The 15,159-nt window shown below is 40.0% G+C and carries 13 protein-coding genes; 7 read left to right on the top strand and 6 right to left on the bottom strand.

Annotated elements, in window-relative coordinates; all coding sequences use genetic code 11:
- Positions 1-9 precede the first annotated feature (9 nt).
- Positions 10-1,095, top strand: a complete 1,086-nt coding sequence (rlmM, locus tag CSC79_RS12135; protein WP_099296044.1) for a 23S rRNA (cytidine(2498)-2'-O)-methyltransferase RlmM — start codon at positions 10-12, stop codon at positions 1,093-1,095.
- Positions 1,096-1,352: 257 nt separating this feature from the next.
- Here rlmM and cysZ read toward each other — a convergent pair whose 3' ends face one another.
- Complete coding sequence (gene cysZ / locus CSC79_RS12130) at positions 1,353-2,081, bottom strand: sulfate transporter CysZ (protein ID WP_099296043.1); 729 nt, start codon at positions 2,079-2,081, stop codon at positions 1,353-1,355.
- A gap of 232 nt (positions 2,082-2,313) precedes the next feature.
- Here cysZ and CSC79_RS12125 point away from each other — a divergent pair, with 232 nt between their 5' ends.
- Positions 2,314-2,934 (top strand): sulfotransferase, encoded by a 621-nt coding sequence (locus CSC79_RS12125; RefSeq protein ID WP_099296042.1) that lies wholly within the window; start codon positions 2,314-2,316, stop codon positions 2,932-2,934.
- 14 nt (positions 2,935-2,948) lie between these two features.
- Here the strand turns inward: CSC79_RS12125 and CSC79_RS12120 are convergent, their stop codons facing one another.
- Together CSC79_RS12120 and CSC79_RS12115 are read right to left on the bottom strand one after the other, a co-directional pair.
- Positions 2,949-3,293 (bottom strand): hypothetical protein, encoded by a 345-nt coding sequence (locus CSC79_RS12120; RefSeq protein ID WP_099296041.1) that lies wholly within the window; start codon positions 3,291-3,293, stop codon positions 2,949-2,951.
- Positions 3,294-3,490: 197 nt separating this feature from the next.
- On the bottom strand, positions 3,491-4,585 hold the full coding sequence (locus tag CSC79_RS12115; protein ID WP_099296040.1) for a hypothetical protein: 1,095 nt from the start codon (positions 4,583-4,585) through the stop codon (positions 3,491-3,493).
- Positions 4,586-4,794: 209 nt separating this feature from the next.
- On the opposite strand from CSC79_RS12115, the gene CSC79_RS12110 reads away from it, so the two are divergent.
- From CSC79_RS12110 to speB, 3 genes are all read left to right on the top strand, one after another.
- Positions 4,795-5,256 carry a GNAT family N-acetyltransferase gene (locus tag CSC79_RS12110; RefSeq protein WP_099296039.1) on the top strand — a complete coding sequence of 154 codons (462 nt, stop codon included), beginning with the start codon at positions 4,795-4,797 and terminating at the stop codon, positions 5,254-5,256.
- Positions 5,257-5,457: 201 nt separating this feature from the next.
- Positions 5,458-7,371: a biosynthetic arginine decarboxylase gene (speA, locus tag CSC79_RS12105; protein ID WP_099296038.1), complete on the top strand. Its 1,914-nt coding sequence runs from the start codon at positions 5,458-5,460 to the stop codon at positions 7,369-7,371.
- Between the two features lies 1 nt (position 7,372).
- Complete coding sequence (speB, locus tag CSC79_RS12100; RefSeq protein ID WP_099296037.1) at positions 7,373-8,296, top strand: agmatinase; 924 nt, start codon at positions 7,373-7,375, stop codon at positions 8,294-8,296.
- A gap of 45 nt (positions 8,297-8,341) precedes the next feature.
- Here speB and CSC79_RS12095 read toward each other — a convergent pair whose 3' ends face one another.
- From CSC79_RS12095 to CSC79_RS12085, 3 genes are read right to left on the bottom strand one after another with little or no spacing between them, the layout of a single operon-like run.
- Positions 8,342-8,635 carry a hypothetical protein gene (locus tag CSC79_RS12095; protein ID WP_099296036.1) on the bottom strand — a complete coding sequence of 98 codons (294 nt, stop codon included), beginning with the start codon at positions 8,633-8,635 and terminating at the stop codon, positions 8,342-8,344.
- Complete coding sequence (locus CSC79_RS12090) at positions 8,635-9,669, bottom strand: M48 family metallopeptidase (RefSeq protein ID WP_099296035.1); 1,035 nt, start codon at positions 9,667-9,669, stop codon at positions 8,635-8,637. The genes CSC79_RS12095 and CSC79_RS12090 overlap by 1 nt, the downstream gene beginning before the upstream one ends.
- The gene (locus tag CSC79_RS12085) at positions 9,669-10,766 is read right to left on the bottom strand and encodes a YjgN family protein (RefSeq protein ID WP_099296034.1); all 1,098 of its coding nucleotides are present in this window, start codon (positions 10,764-10,766) and stop codon (positions 9,669-9,671) included. The genes CSC79_RS12090 and CSC79_RS12085 overlap by 1 nt, the downstream gene beginning before the upstream one ends.
- A gap of 166 nt (positions 10,767-10,932) precedes the next feature.
- Here CSC79_RS12085 and CSC79_RS12080 point away from each other — a divergent pair, with 166 nt between their 5' ends.
- Positions 10,933-11,664 (top strand): RNA methyltransferase, encoded by a 732-nt coding sequence (locus CSC79_RS12080; protein ID WP_099296033.1) that lies wholly within the window; start codon positions 10,933-10,935, stop codon positions 11,662-11,664.
- Positions 11,665-11,744: 80 nt separating this feature from the next.
- Complete coding sequence (locus CSC79_RS12075; RefSeq protein ID WP_099296032.1) at positions 11,745-15,140, top strand: AAA family ATPase; 3,396 nt, start codon at positions 11,745-11,747, stop codon at positions 15,138-15,140.
- Positions 15,141-15,159: the final 19 nt, after the last annotated feature.

The following is a 15,159-nucleotide window of genomic DNA, read 5'->3' as shown; positions in this document are numbered from 1 at the left end:
AGGGTTTTTATGTCAAGCGTAGTGATTTATTGTCGTAGTGGGTTTGAAAATGATGCCGCAGCAGAAATAACCTTTCATGCTGCAGAGCAAGGTTTTGCCGGTTATGTGAAAGCCAAACCTAACACAGGTTATGTTATTTATGAGTGCTTTGAGGCATCACACAGTGACGAGATCATCAAAAAAGTCGATTTTAAAAACATGGTGTTTGCGCGCCAATGGTTCGCGGGTACGTTACTTGAAAATATGCCCATTGAAGACCGGGTTGGTGAAATTAAAACCGCAGCAGCCGATTTTCCGCTGTGTTCAGAACTACGTGTAGAAACCCCTGATACTAATGAAGGCAAAGAGCTTTTAACGTTTTGTAAAAAAATATCAACTCCTCTTAAAAAAGCTTTGGAAAAACAAAACACCGTATTGCGTGAGCCCAAAGCTAATCGTCCGGTTATGCATGTGATGTTTTTGACTAACAATACAGCCTACGTGGGACATTCATACAGCTACAATAACTCACCATTCTTTATGGGCATTTTGCGCTTGCGTATGCCAAGTGATGCGCCGAGCCGCTCGACTTTAAAGCTTGATGAGGCATTTAATGTATTTATACCACCTAATGAAGTTGAGTCACGGGTACAAGCAGGAATGCGTGGCGTAGATTTGGGCGCATGCCCAGGTGGATGGACATATCAACTAGTGCGCCGCGGTATGTTTGTCAGTGCTATTGATAATGGCCCAATGAATGATGATTTAATGGAAACCGGGCAAGTGAAACACTTTCGAGCCGACGGTTTTAAATACCGCCCAGAGAAGCGCAATATTCAATGGCTCGTGTGTGATATGGTTGAAAAACCAACTAAAGTAACAAACTTGATGATTGATTGGGCAGTGAATGCCTACGCAAAAGAGCTTATTTTTAACTTGAAGCTGCCAATGAAAAAGCGCTTTGATAGTGTGTATGAATGTTTAACTATGATCAAAGAAGAGCTTGATAAATACGGTATTACCTATGAGCTTCAGGCAAAGCATTTGTACCACGATAGAGAAGAGATTACGGTGCATTTGAATGTTACTAAAGTACCACAGAGTTTATATAGTTAAGTAACCTGAACTCAGGATAATAAATCTATCTCCAGAGGCTACTTTCAACGCTAACTGCGTTGAATTTACTTGTAATAGGCTAGCTATTGACGCGTAAATTCGCCTTGTTATCGGTAAAAGTTTCCGGCTGGAGACTAATAAATATATTTGTGATTTAATATCAATACATTAGTACATCTCTTAACCAGAGTTCAGGTTAAGTAAGTTTAAAACGTAAAAAGCACAGCCATCGCTGTGCTTTTTTATAGTTGATTGAGTTAATCTCGGTAATTAGGTCGGTAGTTATCAACCCATAGGCGCGTTGCACCACACACTGCGACAGGCATAACAATTAGATTAACGATTGGAATAGCCGTCAGCAGCATCACAGCAAGACCAAAACCGTAGGATAAGCCCTGCTTTTGCTTTAAATCTTGTTTCATCTGCTTAAAGCAAATTTTGTGGTTATCAAATGCGTAGTCTTTATATTGCACCGCATACATCCAGCAAGTAAACAACACCCATAGCACTTGGCCTATCACAGGTAATATCCATAATAAAATAAAGAAACCAATTGCGCGGGGTAGGTAATAACACAGCTTGGTCCACTCGCGGCCCAGCATGCGGGGAACATCTTTGACTAAGTCAGCGAAGCCATCATCATTAATTTTTTGGCCCGTTAAATAAAGCTCTACCTTTTCACTCAGCAAGCCATTAAAGGGTGCGGCAATAAAGTTTGTGATTACACTAAACAGCATACTGTAACTAAATAGAATAACTAAAATTGCAATGGGCCACATTAACCATTCTAGCCAACTCAACCAGCTTGGCAGCATATTGTTTAAATAGGCAAACCCTTCAGTTAGCCAGCCGTATAAAAAAAACAGTGAGCTACCAAATAGTGCAATATTGATTAATAAAGGAATAAATACAAAACGTTTGAGACCTTTTTGAGTGATCAACTTAAAACCGGAAAAAAAATACTCCATACCTTGAGTAAACTGCACGCTAAATACCTCAGATCATTTTTATCATTAAGCGCAGTATAAATCGCTCAGTTTTATTGAACAGTATTTTTAGGTAACAAAGTATTTTTTCTTTCGTAAGGCGGGGGGAGAAGCGGATTTTAGCGGTGTATAACGTTAAAAAATTTAATATGCGCAAATACTATTATAGAGTTTAGTAGGTTTAGTTCGATGATCCCGATATACTGATGTCCCTTCATTTTGAGCAATAAGCATGTCTAAAATTTTTATTATTGGTTTACCACGAACAGGTACAACCAGTATTAGTGTCGCTTTATTAGAGTTGGGATTAAAAGTGGCTCACACAGCTTTCACCAAAAAAGCGTTTGAAGTGGCTGATGCGATATCTGATGCGCCGTGTTTTAGTGATTATAAACAGCTCGATGCGCTATTTCCTGGGTCTAAATTTGTGTATTTGAATCGCGATTTAGATAAATGGATCCCATCAATTACCATGCTACTTGAAAAAATGGCACCGCATTTAGAGCTAAAAAATGGGCATTTTAGCCCTGTGTTAAAGCGCAGTTTTCACCAGACCTTTCCTAACATTCACTCGCAATGTGAGCACACTTTGACTAGTTATTACCGTTTACATCAGCAAGGGGTATTTAATTATTTTAAAGACCGCGATGACTTTATTTCACTCGATGTGAGTCACTCGGGGAGTCTCTTAAAGTTAAAACAGTTTTTAGGGATGCCTGCTGAAGGTGAGCCAAACTTCGCGAAACTAAATGTGGGGCGCAATGTTGCTAACTGGCGTGAATATAAACACCCCAACAAAGTGAATGCTAACTTAGCAGGATTAGAACATCGAAAATTTTTTGACTATTGCTGATTATAGCCTGAGCGCTACTTTGTGATATTCGCTGATTTGTGATTATGACCATTACTAAAGAAAGTAAGTTTATCAATAAGATCAGGTACTAGTCGCTGGCTATTATATTCAAAGATTTTATTCATTTGCTTGGAGTGGAATTGTCCTTCTATCTGGGAAATATTATTTTGTGCCCACACTTGAACTGAGTTTGAGTGATTAAATTGCTCAGGCATGGACTCTTTGTCATTGAGTAGTGTTTGCCACAACTCGCTTTGGATCTGTGTGGGAGTACCGGTAAACTGCTCTAGAGTGTCATTTATCCAGCCCATCCCTATTGTGTCGTAAGCATTTAAAATAGTGTTATATACCCAAACCACCTCAAGATGCAGAATTCAGCGTTTCACAGGGGCTTAATATCAAGGCGTTACTTTGCAAGAATGGCAGTCCCTTTTAAGAAGTAACAACGATGAGAGTAAGTCTCTGTGAAACGCCCAAAGGGTTGGTTTAAAAGCGATTTATACTGCGTTATTGATTTTAACAATAGAACCACTATTACTTGCAATCAATGCCTTGCCTAACTCGCTTTTAATTCCAACTGAAACTCGCATCTTGAGGTAGTTTGGGTATATAACTCACGCCTATTTGAGTCTGAGCTAATATTGTCTTGTTGGGCGACAAATTTACCATTATCCATTTGGTAATATTGCTTATTGGCTTGATAGTTAGTTTGCTGTGCTAAGTAGCTCAGTAAATTAAGTTCGCTGTCTTTATCAACCTCACTTACCATCGCTAATACCTCATCAGTTTGATGGGTTTTAAGTAAGCTCACCATATCGATAATACTGCTGTTTTGCTCAAGATTACTTTGAGATAAATGACTATTTAGTTGAATAAGCTGATCTTCGCTGAGGTTTTTATTCATTAATAAATTTGCATAATCAATGACCAATTCATACTTGGCTAGATTAGAGCCATAGTTTGATTTAAACCAGTTAACATTATCTGGTTTACTGATCATTTCTACTATTTCGTGACCATGTTTATTTTCACCGACAGGTGATATCGGGTTTGTATAATCATTTCCTTGCTGCACAAGTGTGCTCATAGTCTCGAGCGTCGAGCTAAGCTCATCAGCAGATAGTTGACTCATAGATGAAATGAGTTGTTCACTAATGTTTTTATTTTCCATGCCAATATAATGGCGCGAGCTTGCGACCATAAATTCAGTAAATATAGCGAGTTCCTCATCCGACATTTTTTTAGTTAAATCAAGTAGCTCAGATGTTGGCTTTAGATGTTGAAACATTGTTTGTAGTTCACCATCAAGGCGTTCAACCTGGTCTAAAAACGCATTGATATCGTCAGGGTTGGTAAACTCACCATATCGATATGTTTGTTCTACAAAGGGCTTATTAATATCTAATGGACTAGAGGCAATACCATATTTTTTCATGCCAACAATATGATGAGGACTGTATGTTTTGGCAGTATTTCGGCCTTTGAAACTGTTCAATAGCAGTTCACTTTCAGGCCCTTTTTTAGCGATTATATAGTTACTTATAGAGTCTGCTTCATTTACTTTTACAGTCGCTGTAGGGGGAGTATTAGGTCTGTGTTGTTTAATCTGATCAGTCAGTTGCGAAAAACCTACAGTATTGGAGAGTTTCATCGTTAATCCTTTAACATATCCGGCTATAACTATTTATCGTCTAAACAGGCTAAACCTTGAGCTAGATGGGTTGATTTTTATCGTAGTTAATTTGATTAAAAATAATTTAAACGTTTAAAAAAAAGAAAAACAAGGCGAACAAGGTTGTTCATTTGTTACAATTCGGTATAGTTTGACAACAAATTTTTAATATAAAATTGAGATGTTCTATGCAGTTAGTCGATTTAAACCCCAATGACCAGGATGTGATTAATGTTTTTACCGATATCGACCGACTTATTTGTTCCTTGTACCCAGTGGCGACCGCGCAGTCTCTTACCTTAGAAGAACTAAGCTTAGATAATGTGTATGCCATAGGCCTTAAAAACGAAGATGGCATTGTTGCCTGTGGTGCTATTGTTATGCAATTAGACACCCCCCCTTATGGTGAAATACGCCGCTTGTATGTAAAACCTAGCTATCGTGGTAAAGGTTTATCTCGGCGCATAATGCAGATTTTGTTGCATCATGCAGGCGAAGAGCAGATTCCTTTAATTCGTTTAGAAACAGGGCCTAAGCAAAAAAAATCAATCAGTTTGTATGAAAATTTAGGCTTCCAATCATGTGGCCCGTTTGGTAACTACAGTGAAAATCCGCAAAGTTTGTTTATGGAACTGGGCCTGAACCAATAACGATTAAAATACTCCCCTAATTGTTTGGTGCTTATGCAGCTTTAAGCACCTAACCGTTTCTTTTTCTTCTCTTGTTTTAGCATCTTAAAACTCACTCGTTACGAGTAAAAATACTTGTTGGACTTGAGCCTATTTTTTTCTTTTAATGCGCGCAATTAGCCGACAATGATTTCGGCATCATTAAATAAGAGAGAAAGATAAATGAAAGATACAACATCACTAGAGCAAGCTCGCACGAGTTACAATGTTCGTCATTGGAGCCAAGGTTTTTTTGGTATTAATGATCACGGTGATGTGTATGTTGCACCCAAGGCTGATGCTCCAGAGCAAACCATTGCATTAATTGATATCGCCAAACAGCTTGAAGATAAAGGCTTGAGCCTGCCTGCTTTAGTACGTTTTCCGCAGATATTGCATCATCGCGTTCACAGCCTATGTGCAGCTTTTAATACTGCAATTGAAAGCTACAACTACCCTAAAGATTACCTATTGGTTTACCCAATAAAAGTAAATCAACAACGTGAAGTGGTTGAGGAAATAGTCGCCAGCCAAGCAAATATTGAAAAGAAACAACTGGGCCTTGAAGCTGGTAGTAAGCCAGAGCTATTGACTGTACTAGCATTGGCAGAAAAAACCAGCGCCGTGATTGTGTGTAATGGTTACAAAGATAAGGAATACGTGCGTCTTGCATTGATTGGCGAAAAGCTAGGGCACAAAGTGTATATCGTGTTAGAAAAGCTCTCTGAGTTAGACATGGTACTTAGCCAAGCTAAAGAACTTAATGTAAAGCCACGTATCGGTATTCGTGTGCGTTTGGCGTCGCAGGGTAAAGGTAAATGGCAAGCCAGTGGTGGCGAAAAATCAAAGTTTGGCTTATCGGCATCACAAGTATTGCATGTGGTAAATAAGTTAAAAGAAACCGACCAACTTGATTTAGTGCAGTTAGTGCATTTTCACCTAGGCTCGCAAATGGCCAATATTCGTGATGTACGTTTGGGCGTGAGTGAAGCGGCGCGTTTTTACTGTGAACTACGCAAATTAGGTGCTCAAATCGAGTGTTTAGATGTCGGTGGTGGTTTGGCGGTTGATTATGACGGCACACGGAGCCAGTCGCATAACTCAATGAATTACAGCTTAGGTGAGTATGCCAATAACATTGTTTACACCATTGGCGATATTTGTAAGCAGTACGAACAACCGTTTCCGACGATTATTTCGGAGTCTGGCCGTGCGCTAACTGCTCACCATGCGGTACTTATTTCAAATGTAATTGGCACCGAAAGCTATGTGCCAGAGGACATTCAAGCACCAGCGGATGATGCACCGTTATTACTGAAAAATATGTGGCAGTCGTGGCAGCAATTACATGTGTTGACTGATGACCGTGCATTAATTGAGATTTATCATGATAGCCAAGGTGATTTAGCTGAGGCGCATAACCAATTTGCAATGGGATTATTAGATTTAACTCAGCGTGCGTGGGCGGAGCAAATTAACTTACGTGTATGTTATGAGCTTAACAAACATATGGATAATAAAAACCGTTTTCATCGGCCTATTATTGATGAACTTAATGCACGATTAGCGGATAAGTTTTTTGTTAATTTTTCATTGTTTCAGTCACTACCTGATGCGTGGGGAATCGACCAAGTGTTTCCGGTATTACCATTAAGTGGTTTAACTGAAGCACCACAAAAGCGTGCGGTGTTGCTTGATATAACTTGTGATTCTGACGGTGCACTTGATCATTATGTTGATGGCCAAGGCATTGAAAGTACTCTACCGGTGCCAGAATTTAGTGCTGAAAAACCGTATTTAATGGGCTTTTTCTTAGTGGGTGCCTACCAAGAAATACTGGGTGATATGCATAATTTATTTGGTGATACCCACAGTGCGATGATCACAATGGATGAGCAAGGTGATGCCCGTATTGTAGAGGTTAACCAAGGGGACACAGTGGCCGACATGATGCGCTATGTACACTTGGACGTTGAAGGCTTTCAGTCTTCTTATGCGCAGCTGGTGGCCGGTAAATTACCAGCAAACGAGCAGCAAAGTGTGCTTGACGAGTTACAAGCTGGTTTAGACGGTTATACTTATTTAGAAGAGCTTTAATATGACGACCTTGTTTGATCATACCGATCACTCATTGTACTCCAATGGCATGACGTTTTTACGCCAGCCCATGGTGCAAAATATCACAGACATCAATGCAGATGTGGTAGTACTTGGTTTACCTTTTGATTTGGCGACGTCGGGTCGCCCTGGTGCACGCTTGGGGCCTGATGCAATTCGTCGCGCATCGGTGCATTTAGCGTGGGAAGAAACAAAATACCCGTGGACGTTCCCATTGTTTGAGCGTTTAAAGTTAGCCGATGCTGGGGATTTTACTTACCCAGTTGGCGACCCTGAGTATTTTACCGCCCAGCTTGAATTAGCCGCGGAGCAAATTTTACGTCAGGGTAAAACTTTACTCGGCCTAGGAGGGGATCATTTTGTTACTTTGCCGTTACTGCGCGCCCACGCTAAACGTTTTGGTAAAATGGCTTTAGTGCATTTTGATGCGCATACAGATACCTATAGCAATGGCTCGCGTTATGATCACGGCACTATGTTTTATCATGCGCCAATGGAGGGGCTGATAGATGTAGAGCACAGTATTCAAATCGGTATTCGTACTGACTTTGATCAAAGCAAGCATGAATTTGCCGTCATTGATGCCATGGCAGCAAATGATTTATCGGCGCAAACTATCGCTGAGCAAATTTTAGCGCGGGTGGGGGAGTTACCTGTGTATGTTACTTTTGATATTGATTGTTTAGATCCCGCATTTGCGCCAGGTACAGGCACACCAGTTTGTGGCGGACTGAGCAGCGATAAAGTGCTTAAAATCTTACGCGCTCTCAAGGGAATAAATATAGTGGGAATGGATGTTGTAGAAGTGTCGCCGTCGTACGATCAAAGTGAACTCACCGCGATAGCAGCTGCGACCATTGCCAATGAATTACTGCATTTATGGACGTTAAAACATAAGTACTGATTGAGCACTGTAATAAAAGCGCCATGTAGGCGCTTTTTTCATAATTCACTTGAACTTCATATTGTGTTTTTTTGCATAGGCCAAACACACTGGAACTTCTATGAGTATGTAGGTTAAAAACGTGAACCAAAACCAATTAACCTTAAAGATTAACCAACTAAACTCAACGCCAGAATCATAATAAAGACTCCCTGCAACGACTAATGTGATAGTTGTGGCGAACAGGTCTTGGCTTGATACTTTTACAAAATCATTGCCAGCAAAACGCGGGTAAACAACCCCATAACCTAGTGCGATTACGGTAATAACCAATGTAATTAATGTTAACTCAGGTGTCATTATGGTGTGTACTGCCTCGCAAAATCAATGCGCTCTTGAGAACTAGGGTGTGTAGATAAATATTTAAGCCACGACTCATCAAGTTGCGCTTGCTCATCTAATTTGTTTTGCAGTGCTTGTATAGCATCGGCAAAATCATCATTAGAATAACCTAAAGCAATTAATTTCTCGATAGCGTATTTGTCTGCTTCACGTTCCATATCTCGTGAAAACGCTTGCTGCAAAAAAGAAGAGCTAGAGCCAAGTACGACTTCTGTGATCCCTTCTAAGTCTCCAAAAATAATCGCTAACACTATGGTGCTAGCAGTTGCTTGCGCCGCTAATCGAATACCATGATGGTACTGAACATGGCCTATTTCATGAAGTAAAATTGCACGCAATGCATCCGGTTTATCTTTGAGTAAAATGACTAATTCATCGGTAACAATGACTCGGCCATGAGGTAACGCGAATGCATTAGCAGAAAAATAATCTGATTGATAAAATGACAGCCTAAACTTTTTTTTATCTAACTGAAGGTCATCAAGCATACTATGCCACTGCTGTTGAATAAGCGCTTGTTTCTCACTCGGAAGCTGAGTTGGCTCTAACGCTATTTTTTCAATTACTTGTAAACTTTGTTCACCCATAGCTTCTACCATTGAAGGAGAGGCTAAACCAACACTGTATACAGCAATAGCAGGTATGCCACGATAGAGAATAAACCACAGCAACAACGGTATTAAAATAACTGAGGCCAAAATAAGTAGTTTATTTTTTTCTAATTGCTGCGCTATGCCATGGCTATGATGAGTAAACGGCCATTGAAAATTAATATCATCAGGTATGAACCGCCCACCATCAGCAAAACACACAGCAGTTGCAATACCTGGCAAGGGACTTTCAAATGAGCAATCTAGATTTGAAACCGAAACGATAGAATTCGTCTGGTTATCAAACAATTGTATTTGCTCGTCATTAATTACAGCGCTGCACTGAATATGTTGGCTGCGACTAGGGTAATAGTAGCAGCCTGTTGTTTGGGTTTGATTCATTAGGTAAGCGATATATCAATGTCGAAAACGTTTGCAGCTTCTTCTGCAAAGGACGACTGTTGTTGCTCTGCAGTATCAATAATAGCTATTGCGCCATGATAAATGGTTACCTCAGTAGCGGAGCAAAGCAAACGGGCTTTTCGTATTTTCGCCCATGGGTAAGCCATTCCTAAAGTAAAAATGATAGCAAATGCATTGGTAAACAACAGCATGGCGTATTGAACAGCTTTTAAATCTGATTTAAAGCTCGCCACGTCTTCGAATTCGCTATTGTTTAAAATATGATTGCGGATAATAGACTGATAAACAGCACTCACTAAGGTCAAAAATGCTACATATAATGCAGCGATTAAAACAGGGAAAATTATAGTTGATGGGTGAATATTTTCGGCATCGATAGCACCAATTCCCATTGCTGTGCCTGTCAAACCTAAAATTATACCAAAAATAACCAAACCGGCTATGGTAACGCCAATGGTTATTAAAGCAGCCATGTAGTATTTCTCACCTTGAAGATTGACTGTAATTGGCTTGTTACCGTAGCTGATGTTTTCGTGCATATATTGATCAATGCGTTTTAGTACGTATGGCAGCAATAGGTAGAGAGTAAAGATACTCGCAATGGGTAATATAATAAAATTTATAAATGCTTCACCGTAGTTACCGGCAAAAGCAAACCGCACATTACGATGTCGAGTCATTCGCATGTTAAACCTAAGGCCCTGATTAATAATCCAAGGCATCGCGAACAATAAGCAAATTGCTAATAAAATACCAAAGGTTGGAAAAAATTGTATAACAAGACTGTAAATCACAAACACAGCAACAGCCAATATACGGCCTTTTAATATTTGTATAGGCGTTGCCAAGTAGTCAAAGCTGTGGCCGTCTATTGATGTATTACTATAAAAATATCGATAAGTACGTACTTTTGCCCAAGCAGAGTAGATACCTAAGGTGAGTATGCTCAGTAGAATATTCACTGTCCAAATACCAAAAAACTCACCAGCTTTACCACTGAATTTTACTCTGTCTTGAGATATTATTTGTGGTGAAGGGGCGTGCGTTGTATTGACTGGAGGGGTGGTTGTGTCCATGTTATTTCCATATCCTTAAATTAGGTCCAGAAATCTACTAAATAATTGCCTTTTTATCAATCAAATTATACTGCAATGGTTGATTTACAGTATTTTTTTAGGCTTTTCAATTTTAGAACTCTCCCGTAAACCTGTTATACTAACTGCATCATTTTATGGGGCTGTTATGATTTCAAAAAACCAACTCAAGTTAATTCGTGCATTAGGGCAAAAAAAGTACCGAAAGCAATACAATCAATACCTTGTACAAGGTGAAAAAAATGTACTTGAGTTGTTAGCGAGTGATTTAGCGGTTGTTGATTTATTTGCTACGCCTGCGTTTATTAATCAGCATCAGGCTCAATTTAATAAAGTGAGTATGATTGAAGCGGATGAAGACACCTTAACAAAAGCCAGTACTTTGGTTTCGAACAATGCGGCGATTGCGGTTGTGGCGATGCCTAAAGTGGAGCTACCGAACGCGCAAGGGTTAATCTTAGCGCTAGATGGAGTGTCTGACCCTGGTAATTTAGGTACGATCATTCGTGTTGCTGATTGGTATGGTATAAAACATATCGTGGCAAGTATAGATAGCGCAGACCCTTACAACCCAAAAACAATCAGTGCCACAATGGGCTCATTTGTGCGTGTTGCAGTAAGCCAGGTTGATTTACCTTCTTATTTAAAAACGCTTAACTTGCCCATATATGGTGCATTTTTAGAGGGTGAAAACTTACATAAGACTGAATTATCGCAATCAGGTGTGTTACTTATGGGCAGTGAATCTCATGGAATTCGCAGTGAGTGCGCTGAACTGGTAACAAACAAAATAACTATTCCTGCTTTTGGTGCGGCCGAATCGCTCAATGTCGCGATGGCAACAGGGATTATTTTAGATAACTTTAAACGCCAAGCTTAGATTTTGCATTTACTTTTGCTGTCTATAACAGTTACATTTAATCGTTAATAATTAATAATAAGATTCGGTAAACCAAATAGATGCGTTTGAGCACCATAAAATTAGCGGGCTTTAAATCCTTTGTAGAGCCCACTAAAATTCCATTTCCTGATCAAATGACGTGTGTTGTTGGCCCCAATGGCTGCGGCAAATCAAACGTGATTGACGCAGTACGTTGGGTTTTAGGTGAAAGCTCAGCAAAAAACCTGCGTGGTGATGCCATGACCGATGTTATTTTTAACGGCTCCACTAATCGAAAACCTATCTCTCAAGCATCTGTTGAGCTCATTTTTGATAATACTCAAGGCCATCTACCTAATACCTTTGCTGATCGTAACCAAGTTGCTATTAAACGTTTAGTTACTCGTGATGGTCAATCGCTGTATTTTTTAAATGGTAGCAAGTGTCGTAAACGCGATATTACTGATATATTTTTAGGCACAGGGCTCGGCCCGCGCAGTTATGCGATTATCGAACAAGGGATGATCTCGCGTTTAATTGAGAGTAAGCCTGCTGATTTACGTGTTTTTCTTGAAGAAGCTGCAGGGGTATCAAAATACAAAGAACGACGAAAAGAAACCCAAACCCGCATTAAAAGCACCCGTGAAAATCTTGAGCGTTTACTTGATGTGCGCCAGGAGCTGCAAGCGCAAGTTGATAAGCTCGCTTTACAATCGGTTGAGGCCAAAAAGTTTAAAGAGTTAAAAGCCCAAGAACGAACATTGAAAGGGCAAATTGCGGTGTTAAAGTGGCAAAAGCTGCACCAACAACAAGTAGATAAAAATCAGCAAATAGCTAAATTAAATGAACAAATTGATTTTTATAAACAAGCCAATGCAGGCCACGATGACGTATTAACGAGTCTTGAGCTTCAAGTACAACAACGCCAACAGCAGTTAGCTGATGCGCAACAAGCGCAACATAATACCCATACCCAACTGACACGCATTGAACAACAACAAATCAGCCTAAAGCAACAGCATCAAACATTAAGTCAAAGTTTAATTAAGCAGCAAACCCTTCAGTTGCAAAGCCAAGAGCAGCAATTGCAGCAGCAAGGACATACGAGTGAGCTGGCTGAGACCTTACAAAATGCCATAGAACACACACTTATCTGTGATGAACAAGTGACGCAAATTGCTGAGCAAGTAGAGCAATCTCAACAACAAAAAAACCTTGCAAATAGCCAGTATCAAGAGCTAAACGAGCAACTTCAAACGGTATCAAATAACCATAATAAAGAACTCAACACCCAAGCACAGCACCAGCAAAACCTGCATTATATCATTAAACAATTGGATGATATTGAACAGCAATCGGCAGAGCTTGCAAAAAATTCAATTGCAAAGCAGCTAGATGAACAACATACGTTAATGCAATCTTTAACCAAAGAACTTGCAGCAAAACAAAGCGCACTAAACAAGACAACGCTCAGTGCTCAATCCGCTTATGATGCATTAACACAAAGCCAAATTGCGCAGCAAAATGAAGCGCAAGCAGTAAATGAGAATAAAGCCAAAATTGCCGGTTTAAGTAGTATGCTTAAGGGTGACAATAATCAAGATACAGGCACTTTATTAGCGCAACTTGAGGTAAAGTCTGGTTATGAACAGGTAGTTGAACAGGCCCTTTTGAATTTAACACACTTAGCTGTTAAACCAGCCGCTGATAACAATAGTGTTTGGCTCAGTACAAACAATGCTAAAGCGGGTTCCGTTGCAGCACTCATTGACCGCGGTGTTTACCCAGATTTATTAGAACGTATTGCTTTTGCAGATAATTTTGAGCAGAGTATATTTGATGATGAGTTTTGGCTTGCGGTTATTGACAGCAATGCCAATATAAATGGGCGTAACTGGCATTTAAGTAATCATGGCGATGCTGAAAGTTCTTTGCTGCTCAAACATAAGCAGCTTAATGAGGCTAAAGAGTTGGCTACCTCATTGCAATCACAGCTTGAAAGTGCGCAAACAGTTGTCAGCGAAAATAAATCCGTACACAGTAATCTATTGATACAAGTAGATGACTTAAAAGATGCTGTACACCAATTGGCACAAAAAATAGCGGCAGCCAGCACGCGCCGCGATATGCTAAAAGAACAATTAACTCTGTGGCAAACCCAACAAGAAAAACTCTCTACTAAGCGTCAAAGTTTACTTGATGAACAAGTAACTATTAACGCAGCTATGCAGCAGCAACAACAGCTTATCGAACGTATAGAACAACGACAGCAGCAATTATCAGCACAACGTGAACAAGCCAAACAGACACAGCAACAGTGCGATAATGAATACCAGCAGCATAGTCGTGTATTTGAGCAATATAAGAGTCAAGCACATCAAGCTAACTTAGCGGAGCAAACAGCGCGTAGCGAGTGCCAGCTAAGTGAAACTAAGTTACAGCACGCTTTGAGCGCATACAACACCGCCAGTGAATCGGTAACAGAGTTAACTAATCAAATTGAAGAGTTAGTGATCCCACTTGAAGAAAGTGCCGAGAAAATACTATTACTTCTTGAGCAGCACCAACAAGGAGAAGCTGAGCTAACTAATCTAAAAGCTGGTTTAGCGGATGCAAAAACGGCGCTTTTGGATAAGCAAACCACACTCAAATCATCACAAGGTGAATTAAGTAGTTTACAAGAGAAACTCCAAGCTTTAGCCCTTGAAGAGCAAAGCTTGATAGTAAAAGCGCAAGCCGCGCTTGAGCCATTGGCTGAACTTGAGCAAAATTTAAAAGCAGTATTGGCGCAATTACCAGAGTCAGCTAATTTATCTACAATGCAAGCACAGCTTAATCGGATAGCGCAAAGTGTGAATGAATTGGGCGCGGTAAATTTAGCGGCAATCGATGAGTTTGACCAAGCTAAGCAACGCAGTGAGTACTTAGAGCAGCAACTGGAAGATTTAACGAATGCACTTTCAAGTCTAGAAGGAGCAATTCATAAGATTGACCGTGAAACCAAAACGCGTTTTAAAGCAACGTTTGACCAAGTTAATCAAGACTTCGGTGAGCTATTTCCTAAAGTGTTTGGCGGCGGTAGCGCATACCTAGAATTAACCAGTGATGATTTATTAGAAAGTGGTGTTAGTATTATGGCACGACCGCCAGGTAAGAAAAATTCAACAATTCACTTGTTAAGTGGTGGAGAAAAAGCGCTGACCGCATTATCATTAGTGTTTTCAATATTCAGGCTCAATCCAGCTCCTTTCTGTATGCTGGACGAAGTTGATGCACCACTTGATGATGCGAATGTTGGCAGGTTCTGCCGTTTAGTAGAGGAAATGTCACAATCTGTGCAATTTATCTACATCAGCCATAATAAAATTGCGATGGAAATGGCAGGACGATTAACTGGTGTTACAATGGCTGAACCGGGCGTATCACGCATGGTTGCAGTTGATATTGAACAAGCAGTGCAAATGGCACATGCATAATACTATTTTTGATAGAACA

Origin of the sequence: Pseudoalteromonas sp. 3D05, from assembly GCF_002723455.1 — a bacterium.
Taxonomy (GTDB): domain Bacteria; phylum Pseudomonadota; class Gammaproteobacteria; order Enterobacterales; family Alteromonadaceae; genus Pseudoalteromonas.
The sequence above is the reverse complement of the archived record's forward strand: the minus strand, read 5'-3'. Positions and strand labels throughout refer to the sequence as shown.

What these genes read in the sequence shown, in the direction of transcription:
- speA (WP_099296038.1), top strand. Translation starts at nt 5,458, where the DNA reads ATGAAAGATACAACATCACTAGAGCAAGCTCGCACGAGTTACAATGTT.
- CSC79_RS12125 (WP_099296042.1), top strand. Translation starts at nt 2,314, where the DNA reads ATGTCTAAAATTTTTATTATTGGTTTACCACGAACAGGTACAACCAGT.
- CSC79_RS12075 (WP_099296032.1), top strand. Translation starts at nt 11,745, where the DNA reads ATGCGTTTGAGCACCATAAAATTAGCGGGCTTTAAATCCTTTGTAGAG.
- rlmM (WP_099296044.1), top strand. Translation starts at nt 10, where the DNA reads ATGTCAAGCGTAGTGATTTATTGTCGTAGTGGGTTTGAAAATGATGCC.
- CSC79_RS12080 (WP_099296033.1), top strand. Translation starts at nt 10,933, where the DNA reads ATGATTTCAAAAAACCAACTCAAGTTAATTCGTGCATTAGGGCAAAAA.
- CSC79_RS12090 (WP_099296035.1), bottom strand. Translation starts at nt 9,669, where the DNA reads ATGAATCAAACCCAAACAACAGGCTGCTACTATTACCCTAGTCGCAGC.
- CSC79_RS12085 (WP_099296034.1), bottom strand. Translation starts at nt 10,766, where the DNA reads ATGGACACAACCACCCCTCCAGTCAATACAACGCACGCCCCTTCACCA.
- speB (WP_099296037.1), top strand. Translation starts at nt 7,373, where the DNA reads ATGACGACCTTGTTTGATCATACCGATCACTCATTGTACTCCAATGGC.
- CSC79_RS12110 (WP_099296039.1), top strand. Translation starts at nt 4,795, where the DNA reads ATGCAGTTAGTCGATTTAAACCCCAATGACCAGGATGTGATTAATGTT.
- CSC79_RS12115 (WP_099296040.1), bottom strand. Translation starts at nt 4,585, where the DNA reads ATGAAACTCTCCAATACTGTAGGTTTTTCGCAACTGACTGATCAGATT.
- CSC79_RS12095 (WP_099296036.1), bottom strand. Translation starts at nt 8,635, where the DNA reads ATGACACCTGAGTTAACATTAATTACATTGGTTATTACCGTAATCGCA.